This window comes from Streptomyces sp. NPDC028907, assembly GCF_055564995.1.
The window spans coordinates 387,556-412,530 of record NZ_JBVHVE010000003.1; the positions used below are offsets into that span (position 1 = coordinate 387,556).

Consider the following 24,975-nt stretch of genomic DNA (forward strand, 5'->3'; position numbering starts at 1 on the left):
AACGCCGCCGACTCGGCCGGCTCGACGACCTGCAGCCAACGACCGTCAGCCCTCGCTGGTTGTCCCCTTCTGCTCAGCGCCCCCTCGAAAACCGTCGATGTCACGCTCCGCCGCCGGTCTCGGGTACCGGTTTGCCCGGTGGCGTGAAGGCGGCGAGCACCGTGGCGGTGATGTGGTCGGCGGCGCGGTCGGAGGTGAGGCGGCCGGCGCGGATCTCCTCTGCGGCGCTGTGCATGACCGAGTGCAGGACGTTGACCATCCAGGTGATCGGCAGGTCCGTACGGAAGGCACCCTCGGCGCGGCCGCGGGCGACCAGTGCCTCGACGCGGGCGGCGGGCCCGGCATGCAGTTCGCGGATGCGTCCGGCGGGAAGTTCGCGTTGGGCTGCGGCGAGCAGTGCCCGTGCCTGATCCACCAGGTGCCAGCCGGCCTCGATGTACCGGGCCAGGGCGAGCAGCGGGTCACCGGTCAGGTCGACCGTGTCCAGCACCTCGTTGCCCCGGTCGATGGCGCGGCTCATCGCCGCGTCGACGACCTCCGCCCGGGTGGTGAAGTGCGCATACAGCGTCACCCGGCCGACTCCCGCGGCCCGCGCGATCTCACTCAGGCTCGCCTCCGGGTTGCGTCCTAGGCATTCCGTCGCGGCCTGCACGATCGCCTCGATGCTGCGCAGAGCGTCCGCACGTTTGGTGGCTGTGGAGTTCTTGCTGCCCATGCGCCTACCGTACCGCTAGCAACTCGTACAACGCTGTTTGGTTTATACCCTCAGGGCGTATAACGTGAACACAGTTGTATGACTTAGTGGCGAGGGGTGAGCGTCATGAGCAACACGGAAACCACCACCGAACGCGCACCGGATGCACCGCATCCGCTGCGCTGGCCGACCCTGGGGCTGCTCGGGCTGGCTCAACTGATGCTGATCCTCGACATCACCGTGGTCGCGATCGCTCTGCCTGACATGGGTGCCGGACTAGACCTGGGTCGCGCGGCGCTGACCTGGGTGGTCAGCGGATACGCCCTCACATTCGGGAGTCTGATGCTGCTCGGCGGCCGGGCCGCGGACCTGTTCGGTCCGAAGCAGGTCGTGCTGGCCGGGCTCGCCTTGTTCACCGCCGCGTCGCTGGCCGCCGGACTCGCCACCGGCGCCCCGCTGCTGCTCGCCGCGCGAATCGCTCAAGGGGCGGGCGCCGCGATGCTCTCGCCCGCCGCCCTGTCCGTGGTGGTGCGGCTGTTCGACGGCGACGAACGCAACCGCGCGCTGGGCATCTGGTCGGCGCTCGGCGGCGGGGGCGCCGCCCTCGGCGTGCTGCTGGGCGGGCTGATCACAGCAGGTCCGGGCTGGGCCTGGGTCTTCTTCGTCAACGTCCCCGTCGGCCTGGTCGTCCTCATCTCGCTCGCCCGGATCCTGCCCCGCCTGCCCCGCGCGGCCACCGGCTCCCTGGACATACCCGGTGCCGTCCTGGTAGCCGCCGCGACGGGCGCCCTCATCTACGCCCTGATCCGTGCCGGCGACCACGGCTGGCTCGACATCGTCACCTTGGCCCTGGTCGCCGCCGCGGCAGCCGCCTACGGGGGCTTCGCCCGCTGGCAACGCCGGGCGGCGACACCGCTGATCGACCTGCGTCTGCTCGGCCGGCGCCCGGTGGTGGCGGGGACCTTCGTGATCGCCGTCACCACGGCACTGATGGTGGGGGCCTTCTTCCTCGGCTCCTTCTACCTCCAGAACCACCAGGGCCACGAGGCCCTGATGACCGGCGTGCTGTTCCTGCCGGTGGCGCTGCTGACGATGGCTGCCGCCGCGGCCGCCGGCCGCGTGATCGGCCGTCTGGGAGCAAGGCTGTTGGCTGTGGTCTCCCTCGCGGTGGCAGCTGCCGGGTTCCTCGTGCCGGTGCTCTGGTCGGGAACCGCCGCGATGGTCACCGGCGTGAGCGTGGCCGCGGCGGGACTGGGGGCCCTGTTCGTCGTCGCCTCGGCCACCGCACTCGCCGGCATCGCTCCCCACGAGGCCGGTGTGATGTCGGGCATCGTCAGCACCTTCCACGAGTTCGGCGCCTCGGCCGGCGCCGCGGCCGTCTCCAGCGCCGCCGCCACGAGCATCGCCACACACACCGGCGCCCGGACCGCCTCCGGCTTCGACGACGCGTTCCTCGTCGCCACGGGCATGGCAGCGGTCTCCGCCGTCATCGCCCTGCGGCTGATTCCCGCCAAGCACCGGTAAGCCCACAAAGGCCGGCAAGGATCGGCGCGCCCAGGACTGCAGCAGTCGCGGCGCGGCCGAAGCCAAGACCGCCCCGTGCGCCCCGCCTGGCCACGGCACCCTGCGGCCCCATTCACCACGGAGCGGGCGTACCGCACACCCTCGAAGTGCTCACGGAGGCACTGGATGAAGTACGGCAAGCGTCGGCTGCTGACGGCCGGCATCACCGCGGCAGGAGTCGGCGCGGCACTGGCCGCGGCTCTCCTGATCGGCGGCCCCCAGCAGGACAGCGGCGAGGGGCGAACCGACCGGCAGAAGGCGGTCGCCGAGCGCGGTCGGACCGTCATGCCCTTCGACCTCGAACAGACCACCCACCACTTCACCCCCACCGAGACGGGCGGGGTCCAGGACGTCGTCGCCGACCAGGCCGACGACGCCAAGCAGGCCGACCTCATACGCACGCACCTCCAGCAGGAGGCCAAGGCGTTCAGCCAGGGCGATTTCGGTGACCCCGCCCAGATCCACGGCGACAGCATGCCGGGCCTGGCGGAACTTCAAGACGGCTACAAACACATCGAGGTGCGCTATCGGGAGCGGCCCGACGGGGCCACTCTCACCTACACAACCGAAGAACCCGCCTTGGTGGACGCCCTGCACGACTGGTTCGAAGCACAGCTCGGCGACCACGGCGACCACGCCGAAGCAGGACACTGACCAACGGGCCGAGCCGGCGCAGGCCCATCACCGCGCACCTTGCACGATCGGAAGTGGACAGCTTGAACGACCCGTATGAAATAGAGGTGGGTGTGCCCTCCGTCGAGGTCTTCCGCCGCCTGCGCACCGATGCCGGCCTCTCGGACAAGGATCCCGAAGCGGTTGCGTCGGCGCTGCCCAACACCTGGCACGGAGTGCTCCTCCATCACCAGGGGGAGCCCATAGGCATGGGGCGCATCATCGGTGACGGCGGTACCGCGTTCCAGATCGTCGACGTGTGCGTACACCCCGCACACCAGGGGCGCGGTCTCGGCAAGCGCATCATGGCCGCGCTCACCGAGGAACTGGAGCGCCGGGCGCCCGCCACCGCCTACGTCTCCCTGATCGCCGACGGCCCCGCACGCTTCCTCTACGAGAAGTTCGGCTTCGCCGACACCGCCGCCCACGACTCGGTCGGCATGTACCGCGTAATGCACAGGAGCCATGGGCCGAGCGGATCACGGGCCAGGCCAGCCGACACTGGGGCGGAAGGACAGGCTCCTGACGACAATCCACTGTTCCAGCAGGACACCTGATCTCGGTGATCACCGAGGCGGGTGGCTGAGTTACGCGCCATAGCCGGCGCGGCTGGTCACCTTGCGGAGGTTGGAAGGCTCCCGTCACCGGCTCGCCCTCGTGCACGGGCATAGGCTGATGCTGGTGCTGGTGCCGAGGGCCCGCAACTGGCCGGCATCCGCGCCAACTACCCACCCGAGAAGGAGCCCTCGGCGCCCTCGCGGTCGAGATCGCTCTGCTCCAGCCCGCCCGTACCGAACCTGGCGCTCTTGGGCCTGGCGGTTGTCGAGGACGCCGGGGATCAGGCCACCGCGTTCAACAGTTCGGCCAGCACGTCGGGCCGTTCCAGGGCGATGAAATGACCTGCCTTGGGGACCTGGGTGAAGTCGGCGGCCGGAAGCAGCTGCCTATTGGCCTCCCGGTCCGAGGGCCGGGACCAGTCTCTTTCCCCGTAGACGAGGTGGACGGGCGCCTTGACCTCGCGGTAGCGCGAGCGGGCGGCGATGAGGCTGGGCAGAGCCTGGTAGACGGCCCGGGCGACGGTCGGGTAGCCGGGTCGGGCGCCCACCTGGAGGAGTTCGTCCACGTAGTCCTCGTGCAGCGCGGTCTTGTCGCCGAGGCCGCCCTGAAGGATCTTGCGGAGGGCCGGCTTGGGCTCCACCCCGGCGATCATCGGGCCCACCCCCGGGGCGAGAACACCGCTGACCACCACACGGGCGAGAAGGCTGGACCGGGCGATTCCGCCGCGGAAGTCGTACGTGTTCACCGCGACGACGCGCCGGACCCGCTCCGGCAGGTCGGCCGCGGTGGTCAGGGCGAGCACCGCCCCCATCGACTCTCCTGCCAACGTCACATCTTCAAGGTCGAGTTCGGTGAGCAGCCGTTCCACGCCCGCACGCATCGCCGGCTCGTCGTACGACGCACCGGGCACGATCTCGGAGTAACCCATCCCCGGCAGATCCAGGGCGTACACGGTGTACTGGTCCGAGATCAACGGGATGAGGGAGCGGAAGTGCTCGGCCTGCGTGCGCACGGTGTGCACCAGGACCAGCGGAGCACCAGCGCCCGCCTTGAGGTAGCGCAGCGTTCCCTCGCGGCTGTGGCGTCCTGCGTGAGGGGCGATCGTGTGGCTGGTGGTGCCGGGAACGTGAATCGTGGGGCGTGAATCCTGGCTGGGCATTTCGCCGACTCCTTGTGTGTGTACTGCGGACAGGTGCCTGGGGTGACCCCTCCACCAGCGCCTCGCCTGTCCACTGCTGTCGCCGGCGCAGAGGACACTCGCGTCCCTTCAGCGCGATCACGACTGCCCTCACGGCGAGAAACCGACCGGTTTCCGCCAGGGTAAACCGATCGGTTTCCGGGCGCAAGCCCGTGCCGCTCACCGTCAACGCCGAGTTGGAGCTCGAAGCCGAGGCCCACGATCGCGCCGTCGTGGCCATGAGGGTGTCCTCACCCGCCTTGCGTTTGAGGTCGCAACGGAGATCACGGCGCCGCGGCGCACCGGCGCGTTGCAAGGTCACCCACAGGTCAAGACGACCCCTTCACTTGCACCGTGGAAACCGATCTGTTTTCCTAGGTGGAAACAGATCGGTTTCCGGCCGATGGTCGGTCCATGACCAGCGACTAAGGGGAAAAGTGAGTACCACCTTCGACCGCGGGGCGCCCGCCTCCGGGAAAACAGACTCGGGCCGCCGCGGCTCACATGCCGTGCGCTGGTGGGTGCTCGTCGTGCTGGGCGTGGCACAGCTCATGGTCACGCTCGATGCGACCGTCGTGAACATCGCGCTGCCCGAAGCGCAACATGACCTCGGTTTCAGTGACGGCAGCCGGCAGTGGGTCATCACGGGGTACGCCCTGGCGTTCGGCAGCCTGCTGCTGCTCGGGGGCCGACTCGGTGACCTGTTCGGACGACGTACGACCTTCGTGACCGGCCTGATCGGTTTCGCGGCCGCATCCGTCATCGGCGGCGCGGCCGGCAGCTTCGAAATACTCGTCGCGGCACGCGTGGCCCAGGGCCTCTTCGCCGCGCTGCTCGCGCCCGCGGCGCTGTCACTGCTCAGCGTGACCTTCACCGACCCGGCCGAACGGCCGAAGGCCTTCGGCATCTTCAGTGCGTTGTCCGGCGCGGGCGCCGCGGTCGGACTCCTGCTCGGCGGCATGCTCACCGAATGGGCGTCATGGCGCTGGGTGATGTACGTGAACGTCATTTTCGCGGGCGTCGCGCTGGCCGGTGCGCTGTTGTTGCTGGCCAAGCCCGCGGTCACCGAGCGACCCAAGATCGACATTCCTGGCACCGTCGTGGTGAGCGCCGCGCTGTTCGGCATCGTCTACGGCTTCGCGCACGTCGAATCCACCAGTTGGACCGACCCGGTCGCCCTCGGCTCCATGATCAGCGGCGTGGTGCTGCTCGCGGTGTTCGCCTGGCTGGAGCGCAGGGTCGCGCATCCACTGCTGCCGCTGCGCGTCGTGCTGGACCGGACCCGAGGCGGTTCGTTCCTGGCCGTGTTCGTCCTGGGCATGGGGATGTTCTCGATCTTCCTGTTCCTGACCTACTACCTGGAGGCCAGCATCGGCTACTCGCCGATCGAGGCCGGTCTGTCCTTCCTGCCGATGGTCGCGGGCATCGTCGCCTCGTCGACCACGGTGCCCTCGCTGCTGCTGCCCAAGGTCGGCCCGAAGGTCGTGGTCAGCGTCAGCTTCCTGGTCTCCGCAGCCGGCATGGCCCTGCTGACGCAGCTCACACTGAACAGCGCCTACGTCGCCGACATCATGCCCGGCATGATCCTGCTGGGTCTCGGCATCGGTGGGGTGATGACCACCGCGTTCCAGGGTGCGACCGCGGGCGTGCATCACGAGGACGCGGGCGTCGCCTCGGCACTGATCAACACCAGCCAGCAGGTAGGTGGTTCGATCAGCACGGCACTGCTGACCACCGTCGCCTCATCGGCCGCGACCGACTACCTGTCCTCCCACAAGCCCAGCGCACTGACCATGGCCCAGGCCGGTGTCGAGAGCTACACGGCCACCCTGGCGTGGGGCGCCGGGATCTTCGTGGCCGGTGCGGTGCTCACGGCGTTCCTGATGCCGAATGCGGCTCTGGCGCCATCGGAGGGCGAGCCTGTGATCGCCCACTGAGCCCGAATCCGACGTGGCGAGAAATGCCCTGCGCTCCGATCATCGCCGGTAGAGGGCATGCACGATGTGGGCTGAATTCCCGAGGCCGGTGGACACGCCGGCCATCGGGGGTGCCACCCCAACAAGGCGCCGCCTGGTTTCTATCGCTTCCTCGCGCACCCCACCCGTAAACCGATCGGTTTCCAACGGGCCGGAATCGAGTTAACCTCGCCATATGACCACCGAAGCCATGCCAAGCTCCCGACAGCGACTGCTGGAGGCAGCGGCCACACTCACCTACCGAGACGGCGTCAACATCGGCGTCGACGCGCTGTGCAAGGCGGCGGGGGTGTCAAAGCGCTCCATGTACAAGCTGTTCGAGAGCAAAGACGAACTGCTGGCGGCGAGCCTGGAGGAAGACGCCTCCGCCTACGTGGCGGCACTCCTTCCCGCGGCGGACGACAACCGTCCACCCCGCGAGCGGATCCTGCACGTCTTCGAACAGGCGGAGGCGCAGGCGGGTGCACCCGGCTTCCAGGGCTGCCGGTACCTCGTCGTACAGATCGAGCTCAAGGACCCGAGTCACCCCGCGAGCCGGGTGGCCCATCGGGTCAAGGAGAACCTGACAGCCTTCTTCCGCGCCGAGGCCGAACAGGGCGGGGCGAGCGACCCGGACCTGCTGGCCCGTCAGCTGATCCTGGTCTTCGACGGCGCGAGCGCCCGTGCGGGAATCAAAGCCGACACGCAGGGCGGGCTCGTCGCCCCCACCGTGGCCGCCTTGCTCGACGCGGCGGACATGCGCTGACGACGCATCGCGTGACACCCGGCCTCCGGCGACCGGCCGACCCCCATGGCGTCACGCCCCTGCCCTGTCCCGCTTGGGGGGTGAGCCCGACGACTGTTCCGCCCGGGGGGAGCCCGACGACGGCAGGGATCTAGCTCTATTCACCTGGCGACAGCCGCGGAACGCCAACGTCCGGGAGGAACTTGACCGTCAGCCCGAAGGAGCGGCGCGCCGCACGGGGTTGCGTCCAGAAACCGATCGGTTTACGGTGGTGAAACCGATCGGTTTCTCGCTGCGGGAGAGCCGGTGACTCGAATCCCGAGGAGTACGGATGACTGCCGCGCGCAACGCCGAGGGGCAACCGACGGCCCCGCCTCCCAGGCTTCCGGCGAAGCTCGCCGCCCACCCCTCCGTACGGGCCGTACTCGCCCGGCGCAGGACCGGCACCTCAGGTCGCCCGCCCGCGGTGATCGACGCGGCCTGGCTGCGCGAGCTGTGCCTGGCGGCCGGCGCCGACGACGCCGCCGCGGTCAGCCTGGACCATCCGGACCTGGCCGGCGAGCGCGAGCACGCACAGTCCGCACTGCCCGGCACCCGCACCCTGATCGCGATGGCGGTCCGGATGAACCGCGACAACTGCCGCTCCCCCGCCCGCAGCGTGGCCAACCAGGAGTTCCACCAGACCGACGAACAGGCCAACCACGCCGCCCGCGGCGTCACCCAGGCGCTCCAGGACGCGGGTTACCGCGCGCTCAATCCCTCCGTGGGCTTCCCCCAGGAGATGGACCGCTTCCCCCACGAGCGGATCTGGGTGGTGGCACACAAGACGGTCGCGGTGGCCGCCGGACTCGGCGTGATGGGCCTGCACCGCAACGTCATCCACCCGAAGTTCGGCAGCTTCGTGCTGCTCGTGACCGTCCTGGTGGACGCGGAGGTCAGCGAGTACGGGCAGGCGCTGGACTACAACCCCTGCATCGACTGCAAGTTGTGCGTCGCCGCCTGCCCGGTCGGCGCCATCGCCAAGGACGGCGCCTTCGACGCACTGGCCTGCACCACGCACAACTACCGCGAGTTCATGAGCGGGTTCACCGACTGGGCGCAGACCGTGGCCGACAGCGAGGACGCCGCCGACTACCGCTCCCGGGTCAGCGACTCCGAGAGCGCCTCCATGTGGCAGAGCCTGAGCTCTCCGCCCGGCTACAAGTCCGGCTACTGCCTCGCCGTCTGCCCCGCCGGCGAGGACGTTCTCGGCCCGTACCTGGACGACCGCAAGACCTTCATGGACACCGTGCTGCGGCCGCTCCGGGACAAGAAGGAAACCCTGTACGTCCTGCCGGGCTCCCACGCGCAGGAGTACGCCCGGCGCCGCTTCCCCCACAAGCCCGTCAAGGAAGTCACCGGCGGCTGGCATCCCCCGGCGAAACGTTCCGCGTCCGCCGACCGAGAGACCCGTACGTCATGAGCGGCAGTCACTGCTTTCACGACCGCAAGGGACTGCACCGCATCCCGGCGGAGACGACGTCGGAGATGACCGCCGCACGGGCATGACGGCAGGTCACCCAAGACGGGCCATTACTCGGAGTGGCCCCGGCGTGCGTCGCCCCGACGGGAAAACCGATCGGTTTTCATTTCGCCCGCTCCGGGTTAACCTCACGGTATGAGCACCGAAGTGAAACTGAGCCCCAGGGAGCGCCTGCTGGAGGCGGCGGCCACGCTCACCTACCGAGACGGCGTCAGCATCGGAGTCGAGGCGCTGTGCAAGGCGGCGGGGGTGTCGAAGCGCTCCATGTATCAGCTGTTCGAGAGCAAGGACGAGCTCCTGGCAGCGAGCCTGAAGGAGCGCGCCTCCGCCTACGTGGCAACTCTCCTGCCCGCGACGGACGACGGCCGGTCGCCCCGCGAGCGGATCATGCACATCTTCAAGCAGGTGGAATCACAGGCAGGGGCGCCCGAGTTCCGGGGCTGTCGGTATCTGGCGGTGCAGGTCGAGCTCAAGGACCAGAGTCACCCGGCGAGCCGCGTGGCCCACCAGGTCAAGGCGAATCTGACGGCCTTCTTCCGCGCCGAGGCCGAGCAGGGCGGGGCGGGCGATCCCGATCTGCTCGCCCGGCAGCTCAGCCTGGTCTTCGACGGCGCGAGCGCCCGCGCGGGAATTCAGGCCGACAACCTGACCGGGCTCGTCGCACCCACGGTGACCACCTTGCTCGACACGGCGGGCGTGCGCTGACGCCCCACCGTCCAGGAACCTCCCCTCACCGCCTGGCAGCCCCGGGAAGCCCGATGGCAGTGAGCGTGTTGCCGAGCATGCCGCAGGCGAAGAAGCGTGCGGTCCTCTCGGTATCAGCGCCCAGCGACAGGTGCACGGTTTCCCAGATGCTCATCCAGCCGGCCCGGACGACCTCTCCGATCAGGTCGTCGCCCTGCGCCTCGGCGGCCGCCACGGCGGCATAACCCTGCATCTGCATCAGGAGCGTTTCGGGGCGCGTCGAGATCAGCTGCGCATAGGCGTCCGCCAGCACCTGCCGGGCTCGCTCGCCTCCCTCGACCCCGTCGGCCGCCCTCTCGAAAGCCAGGCGAGTGTCTTCCGCGCTCCGCACCAGAGCGGCGACGAAGATCGCCTTCTTGTCCGGGAAGAGCCGGAAGAGATACGGCTGCGTGACGCCGACCCGCTCGGCGATCGCCGCGGTGGTGGTGCCGCGGTAGCCGGCGATCGCGAACTCGGCGATCGCCGCGCGAATGACGTTCTCGCGCCGCTCCTGCGCACTGACTCCACCCATGACCCCACCCCCTGCTTGAACTTGCACACGGAAACCGATCGGTTTACTGTAGCGGAAACCGATCGGTTTGGAATGGGAACGGGAGTCCGGGATGACGACAGATCGGCCGGTGGCACTCGTGACGGGTGCGTCATCGGGCATCGGGCAGGAAACCGCGCTCGCCCTCGTCGCAGCGGGTTTCCACGCGGTCGGCACAGGCCGCGACACCTCACACGTCACCCCGCTCGGGGGTGTGACGCTCCTCGACCTCGACGTGGTCAGCGACTCCTCGGTCGCTGCCGCGGTCCAGGAGGTGAGCGAACGGTTCGGGCGGATCGACGTCCTGGTCAACAACGCCGGCGTCGGCTCGATGGGGGCGGCGGAGGAGACCTCCGTCGCACAGGCCCAGGCCGTCTTCGACACCAACGTCTTCGGGGTCATGCGCATGGTGAACGAGGTCCTGCCGCACATGCGCGCTCGGGGACGCGGGCGCGTCATCAACATCTCGTCCGTGCTCGGGTTCCTGCCCCAGCCCTACATGGCCGCCTACGCCGCCTCCAAGCACGCGATCGAGGGCTACACCGAGTCGCTGGACCACGAAATCCGTGACCACGGCGTCCGGGCACTCATCGTCGAACCCGCCTACGCCAGGACCGGGTTCGAGGCCAACAGCGCGAAGCCCGACATCCCCCTGCACGTGTACGCGAAGCAGCGGCAGACCGCCGGCCGCGTGATGGCGGAGGCCGTCAGGGGCGGCGACGCCCCCGCTGTCGTCGCCAAGACGATCGTGGCGGCCGCGACCGAGCCGAAGCCGAGGCCGCGCTACACCGCAGGCCCCTTGGCCGGACGCGCACGCGTACTGCGCCGCCTCGCTCCCGCCGCCGTCTTCGACAAGCAGATCCGCAAGATGAACCAGCTGGCCGGCTGACGCAGGATTCTCCACCGGGCCGCCGGTCTGCCCACCATCAGCCCGAAGCCGCGGAAAGCGAAGGGCCCGCCGACTCCGTTTCGGCGGGCCCCCACGAAAGATCGCGGCTAAGGCTTGAGCACCGCCAGTACATCGTCGAGCGAAACGTCGGCAGGGTCACTCATATCGGAACCATCGAAAGTCTGCCAGATATAGGACGTCGTCCCGCTCTCCCGCAGCGGATGCAGGTCGGCCAATTCCGGATCGTCCCGGAAGCTGTTGAACGCCTCTTCGGACTCCCATTCAACGAGGAACAGAACCTGCCGTGGCGTGAGGTCACCGGCTACGTTGTCCCGGAAGCGGCCAAACGCCACCATTCGACCACCATATTGCGGAGCCGCTTCGGGCAAGCGGCTGAAATACGCCAGGTACTTCTCCACGTCGACCACGTCAAACATGTTCAGGGCGTAAAACTTCTTATTCTCTGAATTCGCACTCATTGCTGATGCCCTCTCCGGTTTCAGGAAACTGACGTTCGCTGCTCTGGGCGGGCGCAGGGCAGGGCCTCTCGCCGGGTGCCAGGTCTACTGGGCGAGCTGGGGATACAGCCCCGCCAGGTCGCCGGCCAGGCCGGCCTTGACCTGCCGCGAGATGTCGTCGGCGAGGACCTCGTGGGCGCCGGTCTCGATGCCGTCGAGGGCGAGTGCGGCGACGTCACGGGGGTCGGACTTGGGGGCGTCGATGCCTGTCGTCAGGTCGGTGTCGACGTAGCCGACGTGCAGTCCGGTGACGGCGATGCCGCGCGGCTGCAGCTCCAGGCGCAGGGAGTTGGTCTGCGACCACAGGGCGGCCTTGGAGGCGCTGTAGGAGCCGCCGAGCGCGATCCAAGAGAGCACGGAGTGCACATTGAGGAGGTGGCCGCCGCCATTGCGCTCGATGACCGGCGCGAAGGCCCGGGCGACGAGGAGCGGGCCGTAGAAGTTGGTCTCGAACTCCCGGCGTATGTCGTCGACCGGGGAGTCGAGGAAGGAAGCGCCCACCGAGGCACCGGCGTTGTTGATCAGCACGGTGACGTCCCCCGCCTGCGCGGCGGCCGCGGCAACCGAGGCCGGGTCGGTGACCTCCAGCGCCACCGGGACCGCGTCGGGGTGCGTCACGGTGCGCGGGTCGCGGGCGGTGGCGTAGACCTTGCCGGCGCCGCGCGCGTACAGCTCTTCCACCAGGGCCTTGCCGATGCCGCGGCTGCCGCCGGTGACGAAGACGTTGGCGCCCTTCACAGCGGTCATGACCACCTCCAGAAAATGGGAAACCGATCGGTTTCAAGTAGAGTAAACCGATCGGTTTCCCAGCGCAAGCCCAAGCGTCAGCCGATCCCCACCGAGTTGACAGGTGAGCTCGGGCCAGGGGTGCCCCTGGAGCACCTCCAGGGCCCCGTACTGCGGAAGGCCGGGCTACGCGGCGGTCGGTGCGCCTGCCACCGCAGGGTCATCAACGGGATTCCGCATCGGAATCGGACCGGGGTGCCGTGGAGGGTTCTTGCCTGCACGTTTCGATGACGGCCGCTACCGAGAAGCCGTCGCGACCGGCGCCCCAGACCGGCGCCCGGTGTTCACCGGCGCCGACGGCTCCAAGGTCACCTGGGCAGACGGGAGCGCCGAGGAGGTCGACACCATCCTGCTGGCCACCGGCTACCGGCCCGACCTCGGTTACCTGACCCCGCTCGGCGCCCTCGACGAGCACGGGCATCCGCTCCACCGGGAAGGCATCTCACTCACCCATCCCGGCCTGGCGTACGTCGGCCTGGAATGGCAGCGCAGCCTGTCCTCCAACTCCCTGCGTGGCGTCGGCCGGGACGCCACCCGAGTCGCCCGCCGCCTGTCCTCGCACCTGCGTGTGCGGTAGTCACCTGCTCCTGGCCGCATTGGTTCGACGTGTGTCAACATAGATGCATGTCGAACGCCAAGGCGCTGCCACTGCTGGAACCCGAGGTCCTGGAGCCTCCGGTGCCCTGCTGCCCGCCGCTGACCGAGCGTCCGTTCACCGCCGAGGAGGCCGAGCGGACCGCCCGGATGTTCAAGGCGCTCGCGGATCCGGTCCGGCTGCGACTGTTCTCGGCGGTGGCGTCCCATGCGGGCGGCGAGGCGTGCGTGTGCGACATCTCCGACGTCGGCGTCTCCCAGCCGACCGTCTCCCACCACCTGAAGAAGCTCAAGGAAGCCGGCCTGCTCACCTCCGAGCGCCGTGGCACCTGGGTCTACTACCGGGTCGAGCCGTCGGTCCTCGCCGCGATGGGGCGGATACTCGGGACCCTGATCTAAGGCGTGCGCGCAACCCCCGGCGCCACCCGGCGGAAGGGCGGCGCCCCCTCATGACGTCACGGGGAGGACAGCAGTACGTCCCCTGAAGTCCGCCCGGACGCCGCTCGGCCACTCGGTACATCGGCAAGCATCCATGTTCCGTCGGCCCAGGGGCTGGGTGAGGGGACAACGGTGTTGCACCGAAGTGGGGAACGCCAGGCACCGCCCGGCGTGGACTGCGCATCAAGGCTGACGAAGTCCACGCCGAGGCGGCGCAGGTGGTAACCGGCGGCGAGCCCGGACTGGCCGCCGCCGATCAGCACCACCTGCGTGTGTTCGTCGCCGGTCACGGTGTCCGGGCCGTGTTGGCGGACCCCGCACAGCATGCGGCGTATGCCGCGTGGGCCGCCGAGCAGGTACGGCACAACAGCCGTCGCACAGGCGGTTCGACCGTGACCGTGCGGTTGATCGGGCTGGTGCAGGTCAGGGACTGTCGGTCAGCTGGGAGTGCTGCGCGCAGACAGCGGCACCGCACTGCCGGCAGACGGCGAGCGCCGTGTCTGGCGTCCTGCGCTGTAACAGTCCAGGCAGTGCATCAGCCCTCCTGCGGTGCCGGCGTCAGCTGCTGGTTGGCGCTGAACTTCCGCCGCCAGGCCAGGGAGACGTACACGAGCGCCACCAGCACCGGCACCTCGATGAGTGGGCCGACCACGCCGGACAGGGCTTGGCCGGAGGTCACGCCGAAGGTGGCGATGGCTACCGCGATGGCCAGCTCGAAGTTGTTTCCGGCCGCGGTGAACGCGAGGGTCGCGGTGCGGTCGTAGGCGAGACCGATGACCTTGCCGAGGGCGAAGGTGCCGAACCACATCACCGCGAAGTACACCAGCAGCGGCAGGGCGATGCGGGCCACGTCCAGCGGCTGGGAGGTGATCGTCTTCCCCTGCAGGGCGAAGAGGATGACGATCGTGAAGAGCAGGCCGTACAGCGCCCACGGGCCGATCTTCGGCAGGAAGTCGGACTCGTACTTCTCGCGGCCCAGCTTCTGCTCGCCGATGCGGCGGGTGAGGAACCCGGCCAGCAGCGGGATGCCGAGGAAGATGACGACGTTCAGGGCGATCTTCCACATGGAGATGTCGAGGTGCTCGCCGTCACCGAGGCCCAGCCAGCCCGGCAGCAGGTCGAGGTAGAACCAGCCGAGCACGCCGAAGGCCAGTACCTGGAAGACGGAGTTCAGGGCGACGAGCACGGCGGCGGCTTCGCGGTCGCCGCAGGCGAGGTCGTTCCAGATGATGACCATCGCGATGCACCGGGCGAGACCGACGATGATCAGGCCGGTGCGGTACTCGGGCAGGTCGGGCAGGAAGATCCACGCCAGCGCGAACATCACCGCCGGACCGACCAGCCAGTTGATGACCAGCGACGAGACCATGAGCTTGCGGTCCCCGGTGACGGCGTCGAGCTTGTCGTAGCGGACCTTGGCGAGGACCGGATACATCATGATCAGCAGGCCGACGGCGATCGGCAGGGAGATGCCGCCAATCTCGACCTTGGCCAGGGCGTCGTTCAGGCCGGGGATGAGCCTGCCGAGGCCCAGGCCGAGGGCCATGGCGAGAAGGATCCAGACGGCGAGGAAACGGTCGAGCGTCGACAGCTTCGCGACGACCGAGGAATCCTCGGTGGGGGACGTCGCGGATGCTTCGGTGCGGGTCACGGGCAGGCCCTCTTGTTGTCGGCGGCGGCACGAGCGGACTCGGCCAGGTCAGTGAACTGACCGGCGAGAGATGCGATGACGTCCGGGCGGAGCTTGTAGTACGTGTAGCGGCCGCAAGGCTCCGTCTCGACGACCCCGGCCTCGCGCAGCACTCTCAGATGGTTGGAGAGGTTCGTCTGCCGGGCACCGGTCTCCTCCACCAAGTGGGTGGTGCACAGCGCCTCTTTGGCCAGCAGGGTCACGATCTGGAGCCTGAGCGGGTCGGCCAGAACCCGGATCAGGTCAGTGTCGACTGACGTCATCATGGACTGATACTCTCACATCAGTGGTGGCTGACACCACCGGGTGCTGAAGTCATTCGCGCCTGATGCCGTCGCGAGACAAGAGAGACCTCCTGATGTCCGACAAGCCCTCCGTGCTCTTCGTCTGTGTCCACAACGCCGGCCGTTCACAGATGGCCGCCGCGTGGCTGACCCACCTGGCCGGGGGCCGCGTCGAGGTCCGCTCCGCCGGCTCCAACCCGGGCGCGGGCGTCAACCCGGCCGCCGTCGAGGCCATGGCCGAGGTCGGCATCGACATCTCCGCCGAGGTCCCGAAGATGCTCACCGTCGACGCCGTCAAGGAGTCCGATGTCTGCATCACCATGGGCTGCGGCGACACCTGCCCCGTCTTCCCCGGCAAGCGCTACCTGGACTGGCAGCTGGAGGACCCGGCCGGGCAGGGCGTCGAGGCCGTCCGCCCGATCCGGGACGAGATCAAGGTGCTGGTCGAGGGCCTGATCAAGGAGATCGCGCCGGAGCCCCAGGCATGAGCACCGCGACGGACACGACCGCGGGCGTACACGCCCGAAGTCCCTGCAGACGCCTCGCCTGTGCGGCACCTTCGGGAATGCCGTCCTCGGCGGACACATGGCAGTACGGCGTGCTGGCCCTCGCCGCCCTCTGGCTGCTCGCCGCGCGCGGAGGCGTCGTCAGCGCCCCTCTGGAGGCCGGGGCTCTTGGCGTGGCAGCGGGCCGGGTCGGCTGGCCGGTGGGCTGACCGCCCCCAAAGCAGCACGCAGGGCCGCAGTCGCGCCGGCAGCGAGCCTCTGCCAGGCTGGCTACGGCGTGTTGCTGAGTAGTCGTCAGGAGTTGCGCGGGGTCACCAGGCCGGATTCGTAGGCGAGGACAACCAGGTGGGCGCGGTCTCGTGCGTGGAGTTTGGTCATGGCCCGGTTGACGTGGGTCTTCGCGGTCAGTGGACTGATCACCATGCGGTCGGCGATCTGATCGTTGGACAGGCCCTGCGCGACCAGGGCGACAGCCTCGCGTTCGCGGTTGGTCAGTTCTTCCAGCCCCTTGTCGATACCGGTGTCGAGCGGCTGGGCGACGTAGCGGCTGATGAGCTTGCGCGTGATCGAGGGGGCGAGCAGGGCGTCGCCGCGCGCGGCGACGCGGACCGCGTGCAGGAGGTCCTCGGGCAGGATGTCCTTGACGAGGAACCCGGCGGCGCCGGCGCGTAGCCCGTTGAAGACGTACTCGTCCAGGCCGTAGTTGGTCAGGATGACGACATGCATCCGGTCCAGTTCCGGGTCCGCGGCGATGCGCCGGGTGACCTCGATGCCGTCCAGGACCGGCATCTGGATGTCGATGAGCGCGACGTCGGGCAGGTGCTGCTTGGCCAGAGCAATGCCCTCTTTCCCGTCGGCGGCCTCGGCCACCACCTCGATGTCGTCTTCGAGGTCGAGAAGCGCGCGGAATCCGCTACGAATGAGCGGCTGGTCGTCGACCAGCAGGACACGGATCATGATGTTGGCTCCACGGGGAGTTCGGCCTGGACGGTGAAGCCGCCCTCGCCGCGGGGTTCGGCGCGCAGGTGCCCGCCGAGGGCAGTGACGCGTTCGCGCATGCCGAGCAGTCCCATGCCGGGTGCCGGGATGATGTCCGGCGCGGCAGTGCCGTCGTCGTCTATGCGGATCACAAGAGCGTCCGGCCGGCAGTCGATGTGGACCGACGCCGCGCTCGCGTCTGCGTGACGGGCGATGTTGGTGAGCGACTCCTGAACGATCCGGTAGGCGGTCCGCTCCACCGTGGCGGGCACGTCACACTGCTGTCCCTCGATCGTCAACGCCGCGTCCAGACCGAACGTACGAGCCCGTTCCACCAGTTCCTTGACGTGCTCGAGCCCGCGCGGCGGGGTCGTATCGTCGTCTCGCAGCGCCTCCAGCGTCGCGCGCAGCTCACGGCTCGCCTCACGCCCCGCGTCCTGGATCGCCAGCAGCGCCTCCGGCACCTGCTCGCCCCGTCTGCGGGCCACGTGGACGGCCACTTCGGACTGCAACTTGATGACCGAGATCTGGTGAGTGAGCGAGTCATGCAACTCCCTGGCAATACGCAGCCGCTCCTCGTCGGCGCGGCGCCGCGCGGTCTCCTCCCGGGTGCGCTCGGCCTCGTCCGCCCGCCGCTCGGCCTGCCGCAACGCCTCACCCGCGGCACCGGCCGCGACGACCCACGCGATCTCCAGGGCGCCCCGAGCCTGCGCGAACGCCTCGCCCGTGTCATGCAGGCCAGAGGCCAGGGCCGCGAGGGGCAGCAGGGCCAGCATTCCCACGCTCGCCGCGATCGTAAGGGTGCGGTGTCCCGCCCGTACGGCTGCGTACACCGCGAACAGATAGGCGACGGCAGGCACGTCGAAACCGGCCGCCTGATAGCCCACCGCGCACACGCCGGTGGCAGCCAGGACGACAACCGGAGCCCGGCGGCGCGCGGCCAGCGCCAGGCCGCCGGCCGCCAGCAGCACGTAGCCGAGCAGGTCGAGGCCGACGGTGGAGGGCTGCCCGGACAACCCGGTGACCAGCAGCGTCGCCGCCACGCCGACGGCGATCGCCCAGTCTCCGCCCCTGGCCCAGACACCGGAGAGTCCAGTCCTCATATGCGCACCCTAGCCGGACGCCACAGCGGGCGAGTCCCGCTCGCGGACGAGGAACCGGCTACCGCACACGCGGTATTTCCCCGTCTTCTGCAGCATCCGTGATAGCCGGATGCGCCATCGGCGGCAGCGCGAAGTGCGTCCGTCTGCGGGACGACCGGGGGCGGGTACGGCGGACATGCTCGAACCAGGTCCAGACGTATCGGACCACGTCCAGTCACAGGAGGAGACATGTCTGTCGGATCTGTGTTTGCCGCACCGGTGGCCGCCCATGCTTCGGTCCAGTCGGTCGCCGCCGATGCCTACGACCTGACCGCCGGGCGGCTTGTGGGCACGGTGGCGGCACTGGTGGCGCTGGCCGGCGTGGTCATCGGCGGGCTGGCTCTGGCCCGCTCCCGATCCGCGGGTCGTATCGGCAACGGCAAGGGGAAGAGGGGGGCCGTTGTCTCACTGGCGGCAGGACTGACCGGCATGGTCGTCGGCGCGCTGAATCTGGCCGTCGCCGACGGTGGCCCAGGCACCGGCAACGGAGTGGTCGGCGGCGCCATGGCCCTGGTGCTGGGGCTGATCGCCGCGGTCCTGGGCGGACTGGCCCTTGCCCGCTCCCTCCGCACCGGCCGACCGTCCGACCGGCCCGATCACGAGCGCGCGTTCCAGTGAGGACAGGGCACGAGGAGAAGACAACGGGAACCGAGAGCCCCGACCTGATCGACGACGCCAAGGCAGGCAAGACGCCAAGGCAGGCAAAGTGGACGGCTCAACTCTGCCTTGAGATGAACATCGGTTGCCGGGTATCGAACTCCTAAAGCGGTGGCTCCCTGACAACCAGCGGCGGCGGCCAGCCGGCGCAGGCCACTAGTGCGCTGCCGTCCTCGGTGAGAAAGAGCAGGGTGGTCCATGTCCGATCGGCAGAATCGATCAGCCCTGTGCGCACGGGTCGGCCATGTTCGCGGACGAGTTGCACTGCTCGTTCCAGCCCGAGTGGTTCGACTCCGTGCATCCGCATGCGCCGAAGACGGCGCTTGAAGACTCCGGCATGCCGGCCTGAGGGTTGTGCCCGGTCTCCCACCCAGTAGGTGGCGCCGCTGCGGAGGGTGGCCAGAGCTTTCACGGACGCCTCGTCATCACCGGCCAACAGCGATTCCAGCACATGCCGTTCCATGGTCACCCCCGTTTGGATCTCGCGGTACAGCAGGCAGGTACCGCAATCTCGGGTCCTCCGCCCGCACAACGGCATCACCGACCCCGTCGGCGAGCACGCAGCTTGCCGTTCCCCTGGTAAACCTGGTGAGGTCCCGGAAGTGCCGCGTCGGCTCGGTGGTTGTCAGTCGACGGAGGCCATGAAGTTCAGCATCCTGCGGTTCATTTCCTGCGCGTGGTCGATCTGAGGTCCGTGCCCGGTACCGGTGATGATCTCGGCACGGGTGCCCGGTATCAGGCGTGGAACGCGCTCCATCTGCCGCTCGGGGTGCAGCAGGAGGCTGCGCTTGCCGAGCACCAGATAGAGCGGCGTACGGATGGTGGACAGTTCCGCGTCGGACAGGGGGAGCGGTGCCGGTCGACGGATGCGGTAGGCGCGGACGGCGGTCCTGATCATCGTGCGCAACTCGGGCATGACCAGGACCGGTTGTTCCAGCCAGGCCGCCAGCCGCGGGCGCAGCGTTCTGGGTGCGAAGCTCGCGAAGAGGCCGGCGAAGAGCCAGACGAAGAAGCGCAGCCCCACCTTCTCCAAGCCGCCCGGGTCGAGCAGGGTGACCGAGGCGAGGCGTTCCGGCCTGCGGTGCGCCTGGTTCAGGGCGAGCCAGCCTCCGTAGGAGATGCCGACCAGGTGGACGCGGTCGAGCCCGAGCCCGGCGAGCGTCTCGTCCAGCCACTGTGCGGCCCGTTCGGGCTGGTGGATCGGCTCGCGCTGCACGCTGCGTCCGGGGTCGCCGGGGGTGTCGACGGCGTAGACGGGGCGGTCGGCGCTGAGGTCGGGGGTGTTCGGGTACCACATGGCTGAGCAGGAGCCGGCTCCGTGCACCAGGACGACCGGGGTGCGGGAGCGGGCCGCGGGGTCGTCGGGCCCGTAGAGGTACACGCGGGTGGTGCCGAACGCGGTTTCCACGTCCTGCTCCGCCAGGGCGGGTGCGCCCAGCGCGTAGACGGCGTCACAGGCGGCGAAGTAGCGGTCGCGCCAGGCGTCGCTCACATAGCGGCCGACGTCGGCCTGGGTGCGGGCAGTGGTCTCGGACACGGCCACCTCCGGAGGATCTCGGTTTCGTGGTACGAACGTATCACAATGTTGATACGGCTGTACCATGAAAAGGCCCGGTGCGGGCCCAGCGGACGATGAGCGGAGAACCAGCCGATGCCCAAGCGGGTGGACCATGCGGAACGGCGCACCGAGATCGCGGAGGCACTCGTCCGGGTCGCCGGGCGACGCGGACTGCATGCCGTGGGGATGCGCGATGTGGCAGCCGAGGCAGGCGTGTCACTGCGGCTGGTGCAGTACTACTTCGAGACCAAGGAGAAGTTGCTGCTCTTCGGCCTGGAGCACCTGACCGGGAAGTTCGGGGAACGGCTCGCCGCCCGCATCCGAGCCGCCGGGGACGGGCCGGGGCCGCGCGCGATGGTCGAGGCGCTGCTGATGACGGCGCTGCCGACCGACGAGGAGAGCCGTGTCTTCCACCACCTCTACACCTCGTACGCCGTTCTGGCCGTGACCGACCGGGCGCTCGCGGCCCAGCCCTTCATCAAGGACCCCGACGCGGCCGAAGGTGCCCTGACCGACATCCTCCGGCAGGCGCAGGTCGCGGATCTGCTGCAGCCCGGTGTGGACGCGCAGTCGACGGCGGCGGGTCTGCTCGCGATGTCCGCGGGGCTCGGCACCAGCATCCTCGTCGGTCAGCGCAGTCCCGAGTCCGCCACCGCGGTCCTGGACGACCATCTCGACCGCATCTTCCGTTCGGCCGATGCGGCCGGTTGACGCGGAACCCGTTTCGGGGTCCTACTTCCCGAGTGCCCGAGTGCCCGAGTGCCCCGTAGCGGCGGGCTGATGCGTGCGGCGCTCCCTTCCAGGTCGACGGAGCGACGTCGACGGAGCAAAGGTGAGCGCGCATGCGAGTTCCCCCGTCTGCTCCTGCACGGCACACCTCCGCCCGGCCCTCGCCTTCAGTGCTCCGCAACGCCTCGACCACCGAGAGAGGCTCAGGGCGAATCCGATCAGACCCAGGTCAGGGACCCGGGGGTTGCGGATTCACCGCAGCCCTAGCCTGCCTTCCCCTCCAGCCCTCGAGTGGTCGGCCGCTCGCTTCCCCAGGCGGCCAGCGGCCGGAGTGCGTCGTTGAGGCGCATACCGTCCTCGGTCAGCGAGTACTCGACGCGGGGCGGCACCTCGTCGTAGGAGACGCGGTGCACGACGCCGTCCGCTTCCAGCTCACGCAAGTGGGAGGCCAGCACCTTCTCGGTGATGCCGGGAAGCAGTCGGCGCAGCTCGCCGAAGCGGCGGCAGGGGTGCTCGTGGAGCGCCCAGAGGATCAGCACCTTCCACTTGCCGCCGATCACCTCCATCGCGGTGTCGATCCCGCAGATATGTCCGTCCGGTGCACCCGGCCGGTTCAGCGTCGTCATGCCCCACCCCTCTGACGTGCTCGCTCACCCCGGGGTAACCACCCACTACCAAGTGCGTACTTGATTACCTCCGGGCCTGTGACCAGCCTAATCGGCATGGCACAGAACACTGTTGAGAAGACTTCCGTCACGCTGTTGGGCCTTGGCGCGATGGGCACCGCGCTGGCCCGTACCTGGCTTGCCGCCGGCCACCCGCTCACCGTCTGGAACCGCACCCCGGCCCGCGCCGCGGCACTCGCCGCCGAGGGGGCACGGGTCGCGGACAGCGCCGCTGCGGCGGTCGCGGCGAACACCCTGGTCGTCGTCTGCCTGTTGGACGACACCTCGGTCGAGGAGGTGCTGGCCGGCACCGACCTATCCGCCAGGGACCTGGTCAACCTGACCACCAGCACCCCTGCCCAGGCCCGCGCCCGCTCCGAGTGGGCCCGCGAGCGTGGCGCCCGCTACCTGGACGGCGGGATCATGGCCGTCCCCCCCATGATCGGCGTCCCGGGAGCCGGCGGCTACGTCTTCTACAGTGGCTCGCGGGAGCTGTTCGAGCGGCACCAGGAGCCCCTGGCCATCCCGGCCGGCACCACCTACGTCGGCGAGGACGCGGGCTTCGCGGCCCTGCACGACGTGGCCCTGCTCAGCGCCATGTACGGCATGTTCGCCGGAGCCGCGCACGCCTTCGCCCTGATCCGCAAGGAGGACATCGACCCCGCGGCGCTCGCCCCGCTGCTCTCCGACTGGCTCGTCGCGATGGCCCCGGCAGTTCACCAGACCGCCGACCATCTGCGCACCGGGGACTACACCAAGGGCGTCGTCTCCAACCTCGCCATGCAGGTGGCGGGCACGCCGACCTTCCTGAGCACCGCCGAGCAACAGGGTGTCAGCCCGGAACTGCTCAACCCCTACTTCGAGCTGATGCGCCGCCGCCTGGCCGAGGGCAGCGGCGAGGAGGACCTGACCGGCGTGATCGACCTGCTCGTGCGCTGACCAGCAAGGCCCGGGGTGAAACTTGACGCACAGCGGACGCGGACTACGTGCATAGGGCACGGCGTCGAAGTGTGCAGTCGCGACGATGCCGATCAGTCCGCCTGCGAGTCGAGTCATGCGCCCTTCGCCTGCCACGCGGTGAACCACCCCGCCGACCCCTCGGCCGGCCGAGCCCGTGGCGTGTTCATGAGGCCTTACGAAACCCTTACGCACCCACACCGCGCGGGGCCCCGCACCTACGATCGCCGCGTGACGACCTCTCTCGTGACGACCCCTCTCGTGGCGAACTCCATACGCATCGCCCTGGTGACCGCCGCGCCCCTGGCGTTGGCCGCGGTGGGCCTCGTACACCCCCACGGACTGTCGACGTCGACGGCGGCGGACTGGACGGACCTGCACATCCTGCTGTTGCCTCTCTTTCCGCTGCTCACCCTCGGTCTCCTGGTCCCGCTGTGGCACCGGCCCCGGCCCGGCTTCGAAGGCGCCGCCACGGTCGTGGCCTGGGCCGGTGCCTTCGTCTACGCGGCCTTCTACACCGGGCTCGACGCCGTCGCCGGCATCGCGGCCGGAACCGCGGTCGAGCACGCCGCCGCGGGCGCGAATCCAGGGCCGTTGAAACGCCCGCTGTACGAGGTGGGTGAGTCCCTCGGACAGGTCGGCGCCTATGCCCTGATCTGCGCGGTCGTGGCCGCCATGGCGGCGCTGTGGCCACGGCACGGCGCCCGCGTCCTGCCGGGCACAGCCGTGCTGCTCGTGGCCGGCTGGTCCTTCGTCGACAGCCACATCTTCTGGCCACGCGGGGTCTGGACGATGTGCGGCTTCGCGCTGGGGTTCGCTCTGCTCGCCTGGGCGACCGGGTCCCACGGCCGGCGCCGGCCGCGCGGGCTGGCTCGGCGGGCTCGTCCCGCGCGGTGAGCGTGCCGCCGCCCGAGAAGCCCGTGTGCGCTGCCCAGCAGGCCACCGCACACCGCACGGCACAGGGCTTGCCCTTCAGGCCGCTAGCCCGTCGATTCATGTGCCGACGCTCTGACAGCCACTGCTTACAAGAGTCTGACGCGGAGCTCGTTCCCCCTCGTCCCACCACACCCACTGGTCACTCTTGTCCCGTACGCAGAGACGGAGACCGATTCGGGTTCCCATGGGCAACGGACTGAAGGAGACGGGACATGAGCACGCACAACAGCCGCAGGGGTCACCGGGGGAAGTCCAGGACACGGCGGGTCGTGATAGGCGGCGGGGCCCTCGCCATCGCCGGGGCGGCCACGGTGGCCGTGTCCCTGGCCTCGGCCAGTCAGTACTCCGGGAGCGCCGGTGCTGACCACGCCGTCTTCGTCCAGGGCAACGAGCTGGACGGCAACACCATCCATGTGTTCGCGCGGGGTGACGACGGCAAGCTCGAACCCGCGGGGACCTACGACGCCGGCGGCAAGGGCGGTGACCAGGTCGACGCCCCCACCGACTCGCTCGCCTCCCAGGGATCGCTGGTCTACGACGACGCCTCGGGGATGCTGCTGGCGGTCAACGCGGGCAGCGGCACGGTGACGTCCTTCCGCGTCGAGGGCCGGACGCTGAAGGACCGCCAAGTCGTGGACTCCGGCGGGGAGTTCCCCTCCAGCATCGCGGTGCACGGCAAGGTCGCGTACGTCATGAACGCGGGCGGTGAGGGCTCCGTCCAAGGCTTCAGGATCACCGGCAATGGACTCAAGCCGCTGCACGGCTCCCACCGTTCCCTGGGCCTGGACAACGAGGACGTGCCACGTTTCGACACCTCACCGGGCGAGGTCGAGTTCACTCCGGACGGCCGCAACCTGGTGGTCACCACCAAGGGCAACAACACCGTCGAGGTCTTCCCGATGAAGCGGAACGGCCTCCCGTCCGTCGCCGAACCGGTCGTCAACGAGTCGGCCGGCGGTGTCCCGTTCGCGATCAGCTTCGACGGGACCGGGAAGCGGATGCTGGTCGCCGAGGCCGAGAAGTCCACCGTCACCACCTACGAGGTGAAGCGCGACGGCAAACTGAAGGTCCTTCAGAAGCCCCTCGCCAACGGGCAGGAGGTCCTGTGCTGGCTGGAGCGCGCGGGCAACTACTTCTACGGCGGCAACACCGGCAACTCCACTGTCAGCGGCTACCGCATGGACAAGCACGGCAAGCTCGCCCTGACCAACGACGTCGGTATCGCCACCCCGCCCTCCGCCAACTCGCAGGGGGTGATCGACCTCGCGGTGACCGAGGACGAGAAGTTCGTCTACGTCCAGAACGCCGTCTCCGGCACCGTGGACGGCTTCCGTGTCGAGAAGAACGGATCCCTCACGAAGGTCACCACGGCTGAGGGACTGCCCGCCTTCGACGAGTCGGGCATGGAAGGCATCGCCGCGGTGTGACACACCCGCGTACGCATGCGGCCCACCGCGGCACCAGGAGGGGCGGTGGGCTCGATCGTCGG

At 69.3% G+C, this 24,975-nt stretch carries 29 protein-coding genes and 1 pseudogene; 17 read left to right on the top strand and 13 right to left on the bottom strand.

Annotation, left to right across the window (positions count from 1 at the left end; translation table 11 throughout):
• Nucleotides 1-100 precede the first annotated feature (100 nt).
• Nucleotides 101-715 carry a TetR/AcrR family transcriptional regulator gene (locus tag ACZ4UU_RS10795; protein ID WP_468038514.1) on the bottom strand — a complete coding sequence of 205 codons (615 nt, stop codon included), beginning with the start codon at nt 713-715 and terminating at the stop codon, nt 101-103.
• Between the two features lie 105 nt (nt 716-820).
• Between ACZ4UU_RS10795 and ACZ4UU_RS10800 the strand changes: the two genes are divergently transcribed.
• The 3 genes from ACZ4UU_RS10800 (at nt 821) to ACZ4UU_RS10810 (ending at nt 3,486) form a co-directional block, all read left to right on the top strand.
• Entirely contained in the window at nt 821-2,218 is a 1,398-nt protein-coding gene (locus ACZ4UU_RS10800; RefSeq protein ID WP_468038516.1) for an MFS transporter, read from the top strand.
• Nucleotides 2,219-2,383: 165 nt separating this feature from the next.
• Nucleotides 2,384-2,911 carry an aspartate carbamoyltransferase gene (locus ACZ4UU_RS10805; protein WP_468038518.1) on the top strand — a complete coding sequence of 176 codons (528 nt, stop codon included), beginning with the start codon at nt 2,384-2,386 and terminating at the stop codon, nt 2,909-2,911.
• Nucleotides 2,912-2,964: 53 nt separating this feature from the next.
• Nucleotides 2,965-3,486, top strand: coding sequence for a GNAT family N-acetyltransferase (locus tag ACZ4UU_RS10810; RefSeq protein ID WP_468038520.1), 522 nt, complete (start codon nt 2,965-2,967; stop codon nt 3,484-3,486).
• Nucleotides 3,487-3,767: 281 nt separating this feature from the next.
• On the opposite strand, the gene ACZ4UU_RS10815 is transcribed toward ACZ4UU_RS10810, so the two are convergent.
• The gene (locus ACZ4UU_RS10815) at nt 3,768-4,646 is read right to left on the bottom strand and encodes an alpha/beta fold hydrolase (RefSeq protein WP_468038522.1); all 879 of its coding nucleotides are present in this window, start codon (nt 4,644-4,646) and stop codon (nt 3,768-3,770) included.
• 455 nt (nt 4,647-5,101) lie between these two features.
• Here ACZ4UU_RS10815 and ACZ4UU_RS10820 point away from each other — a divergent pair, with 455 nt between their 5' ends.
• The 4 genes from ACZ4UU_RS10820 (at nt 5,102) to ACZ4UU_RS10835 (ending at nt 9,591) form a co-directional block, all read left to right on the top strand.
• Nucleotides 5,102-6,601: an MFS transporter gene (locus ACZ4UU_RS10820; protein WP_468038524.1), complete on the top strand. Its 1,500-nt coding sequence runs from the start codon at nt 5,102-5,104 to the stop codon at nt 6,599-6,601.
• 214 nt (nt 6,602-6,815) lie between these two features.
• Nucleotides 6,816-7,385: a TetR/AcrR family transcriptional regulator gene (locus ACZ4UU_RS10825; RefSeq protein ID WP_468038526.1), complete on the top strand. Its 570-nt coding sequence runs from the start codon at nt 6,816-6,818 to the stop codon at nt 7,383-7,385.
• A 310-nt stretch (nt 7,386-7,695) separates the two neighbouring features.
• Nucleotides 7,696-8,826: a 4Fe-4S binding protein gene (locus ACZ4UU_RS10830; RefSeq protein WP_468038528.1), complete on the top strand. Its 1,131-nt coding sequence runs from the start codon at nt 7,696-7,698 to the stop codon at nt 8,824-8,826.
• Between the two features lie 195 nt (nt 8,827-9,021).
• On the top strand, nt 9,022-9,591 hold the full coding sequence (locus tag ACZ4UU_RS10835; RefSeq protein ID WP_468038529.1) for a TetR/AcrR family transcriptional regulator: 570 nt from the start codon (nt 9,022-9,024) through the stop codon (nt 9,589-9,591).
• A gap of 25 nt (nt 9,592-9,616) precedes the next feature.
• Here the strand turns inward: ACZ4UU_RS10835 and ACZ4UU_RS10840 are convergent, their stop codons facing one another.
• Entirely contained in the window at nt 9,617-10,141 is a 525-nt protein-coding gene (locus ACZ4UU_RS10840) for a TetR/AcrR family transcriptional regulator (RefSeq protein WP_468038530.1), read from the bottom strand.
• A gap of 91 nt (nt 10,142-10,232) precedes the next feature.
• On the opposite strand from ACZ4UU_RS10840, the gene ACZ4UU_RS10845 reads away from it, so the two are divergent.
• Entirely contained in the window at nt 10,233-11,048 is an 816-nt protein-coding gene (locus ACZ4UU_RS10845; RefSeq protein WP_468038532.1) for an oxidoreductase, read from the top strand.
• A 107-nt stretch (nt 11,049-11,155) separates the two neighbouring features.
• Here the strand turns inward: ACZ4UU_RS10845 and ACZ4UU_RS10850 are convergent, their stop codons facing one another.
• Both ACZ4UU_RS10850 and ACZ4UU_RS10855 read right to left on the bottom strand, forming a co-directional pair.
• Nucleotides 11,156-11,527, bottom strand: coding sequence for a DUF1330 domain-containing protein (locus tag ACZ4UU_RS10850; RefSeq protein WP_468038533.1), 372 nt, complete (start codon nt 11,525-11,527; stop codon nt 11,156-11,158).
• A gap of 84 nt (nt 11,528-11,611) precedes the next feature.
• The gene (locus tag ACZ4UU_RS10855; protein ID WP_468038534.1) at nt 11,612-12,313 is read right to left on the bottom strand and encodes an SDR family oxidoreductase; all 702 of its coding nucleotides are present in this window, start codon (nt 12,311-12,313) and stop codon (nt 11,612-11,614) included.
• A gap of 250 nt (nt 12,314-12,563) precedes the next feature.
• On the opposite strand from ACZ4UU_RS10855, the gene ACZ4UU_RS10860 reads away from it, so the two are divergent.
• The gene (locus ACZ4UU_RS10860) at nt 12,564-12,929 is read left to right on the top strand and encodes a hypothetical protein (RefSeq protein WP_468038536.1); all 366 of its coding nucleotides are present in this window, start codon (nt 12,564-12,566) and stop codon (nt 12,927-12,929) included.
• Nucleotides 12,930-12,976: 47 nt separating this feature from the next.
• Nucleotides 12,977-13,345 carry a metalloregulator ArsR/SmtB family transcription factor gene (locus ACZ4UU_RS10865; protein ID WP_468038538.1) on the top strand — a complete coding sequence of 123 codons (369 nt, stop codon included), beginning with the start codon at nt 12,977-12,979 and terminating at the stop codon, nt 13,343-13,345.
• 191 nt (nt 13,346-13,536) lie between these two features.
• On the opposite strand, the pseudogene ACZ4UU_RS10870 reads toward ACZ4UU_RS10865, so the two are convergent.
• From ACZ4UU_RS10870 to ACZ4UU_RS10880, 3 genes and pseudogenes are all read right to left on the bottom strand, one after another.
• Nucleotides 13,537-13,710 (bottom strand): annotated as a pseudogene (locus tag ACZ4UU_RS10870) (NAD(P)-binding protein); the annotation flags it as partial.
• Nucleotides 13,711-13,919: 209 nt separating this feature from the next.
• Entirely contained in the window at nt 13,920-15,035 is a 1,116-nt protein-coding gene (gene arsB, locus ACZ4UU_RS10875) for an ACR3 family arsenite efflux transporter (RefSeq protein ID WP_468038540.1), read from the bottom strand.
• The gene (locus ACZ4UU_RS10880; RefSeq protein ID WP_468038542.1) at nt 15,032-15,340 is read right to left on the bottom strand and encodes an ArsR/SmtB family transcription factor; all 309 of its coding nucleotides are present in this window, start codon (nt 15,338-15,340) and stop codon (nt 15,032-15,034) included. The genes arsB and ACZ4UU_RS10880 overlap by 4 nt, the downstream gene beginning before the upstream one ends.
• A 92-nt stretch (nt 15,341-15,432) precedes the next feature.
• On the opposite strand from ACZ4UU_RS10880, the gene ACZ4UU_RS10885 reads away from it, so the two are divergent.
• Both ACZ4UU_RS10885 and ACZ4UU_RS10890 read left to right on the top strand, forming a co-directional pair.
• Nucleotides 15,433-15,846, top strand: a complete 414-nt coding sequence (locus tag ACZ4UU_RS10885) for an arsenate reductase ArsC (RefSeq protein WP_468038544.1) — start codon at nt 15,433-15,435, stop codon at nt 15,844-15,846.
• The gene (locus ACZ4UU_RS10890; RefSeq protein WP_468038546.1) at nt 15,843-16,073 is read left to right on the top strand and encodes a hypothetical protein; all 231 of its coding nucleotides are present in this window, start codon (nt 15,843-15,845) and stop codon (nt 16,071-16,073) included. The genes ACZ4UU_RS10885 and ACZ4UU_RS10890 overlap by 4 nt, the downstream gene beginning before the upstream one ends.
• An 85-nt stretch (nt 16,074-16,158) precedes the next feature.
• Here ACZ4UU_RS10890 and ACZ4UU_RS10895 read toward each other — a convergent pair whose 3' ends face one another.
• Nucleotides 16,159-16,821 (bottom strand): response regulator, encoded by a 663-nt coding sequence (locus ACZ4UU_RS10895; RefSeq protein WP_468038548.1) that lies wholly within the window; start codon nt 16,819-16,821, stop codon nt 16,159-16,161.
• A complete protein-coding gene (locus ACZ4UU_RS10900; protein WP_468038550.1) occupies nt 16,818-17,945 on the bottom strand; it encodes a sensor histidine kinase in 1,128 nt (375 codons plus the stop codon). The genes ACZ4UU_RS10895 and ACZ4UU_RS10900 overlap by 4 nt, the downstream gene beginning before the upstream one ends.
• 228 nt (nt 17,946-18,173) lie before the next feature.
• On the opposite strand from ACZ4UU_RS10900, the gene ACZ4UU_RS10905 reads away from it, so the two are divergent.
• A complete protein-coding gene (locus ACZ4UU_RS10905; RefSeq protein ID WP_468038552.1) occupies nt 18,174-18,602 on the top strand; it encodes a DUF6223 family protein in 429 nt (142 codons plus the stop codon).
• A gap of 142 nt (nt 18,603-18,744) precedes the next feature.
• Here the strand turns inward: ACZ4UU_RS10905 and ACZ4UU_RS10910 are convergent, their stop codons facing one another.
• Together ACZ4UU_RS10910 and ACZ4UU_RS10915 are read right to left on the bottom strand one after the other, a co-directional pair.
• Nucleotides 18,745-19,104, bottom strand: a complete 360-nt coding sequence (locus ACZ4UU_RS10910) for a hypothetical protein (protein ID WP_468038554.1) — start codon at nt 19,102-19,104, stop codon at nt 18,745-18,747.
• Between the two features lie 162 nt (nt 19,105-19,266).
• Nucleotides 19,267-20,178: an alpha/beta fold hydrolase gene (locus tag ACZ4UU_RS10915; RefSeq protein WP_468038556.1), complete on the bottom strand. Its 912-nt coding sequence runs from the start codon at nt 20,176-20,178 to the stop codon at nt 19,267-19,269.
• 114 nt (nt 20,179-20,292) lie between these two features.
• On the opposite strand from ACZ4UU_RS10915, the gene ACZ4UU_RS10920 reads away from it, so the two are divergent.
• A complete protein-coding gene (locus tag ACZ4UU_RS10920; protein WP_468038558.1) occupies nt 20,293-20,910 on the top strand; it encodes a TetR/AcrR family transcriptional regulator in 618 nt (205 codons plus the stop codon).
• 281 nt (nt 20,911-21,191) lie between these two features.
• Here the strand turns inward: ACZ4UU_RS10920 and ACZ4UU_RS10925 are convergent, their stop codons facing one another.
• Nucleotides 21,192-21,554 (bottom strand): winged helix-turn-helix transcriptional regulator, encoded by a 363-nt coding sequence (locus ACZ4UU_RS10925; protein WP_468038560.1) that lies wholly within the window; start codon nt 21,552-21,554, stop codon nt 21,192-21,194.
• A 96-nt stretch (nt 21,555-21,650) separates the two neighbouring features.
• Here ACZ4UU_RS10925 and ACZ4UU_RS10930 point away from each other — a divergent pair, with 96 nt between their 5' ends.
• The 3 genes from ACZ4UU_RS10930 to ACZ4UU_RS10940 all read left to right on the top strand — a co-directional run bounded on the left by ACZ4UU_RS10930 (nt 21,651) and on the right by ACZ4UU_RS10940 (nt 24,913).
• Nucleotides 21,651-22,532, top strand: coding sequence for an NAD(P)-dependent oxidoreductase (locus ACZ4UU_RS10930; RefSeq protein WP_468038562.1), 882 nt, complete (start codon nt 21,651-21,653; stop codon nt 22,530-22,532).
• Between the two features lie 249 nt (nt 22,533-22,781).
• Nucleotides 22,782-23,447, top strand: a complete 666-nt coding sequence (locus ACZ4UU_RS10935; protein ID WP_468038564.1) for a hypothetical protein — start codon at nt 22,782-22,784, stop codon at nt 23,445-23,447.
• A gap of 251 nt (nt 23,448-23,698) precedes the next feature.
• On the top strand, nt 23,699-24,913 hold the full coding sequence (locus tag ACZ4UU_RS10940) for a lactonase family protein (protein ID WP_468038566.1): 1,215 nt from the start codon (nt 23,699-23,701) through the stop codon (nt 24,911-24,913).
• Nucleotides 24,914-24,975: the final 62 nt, after the last annotated feature.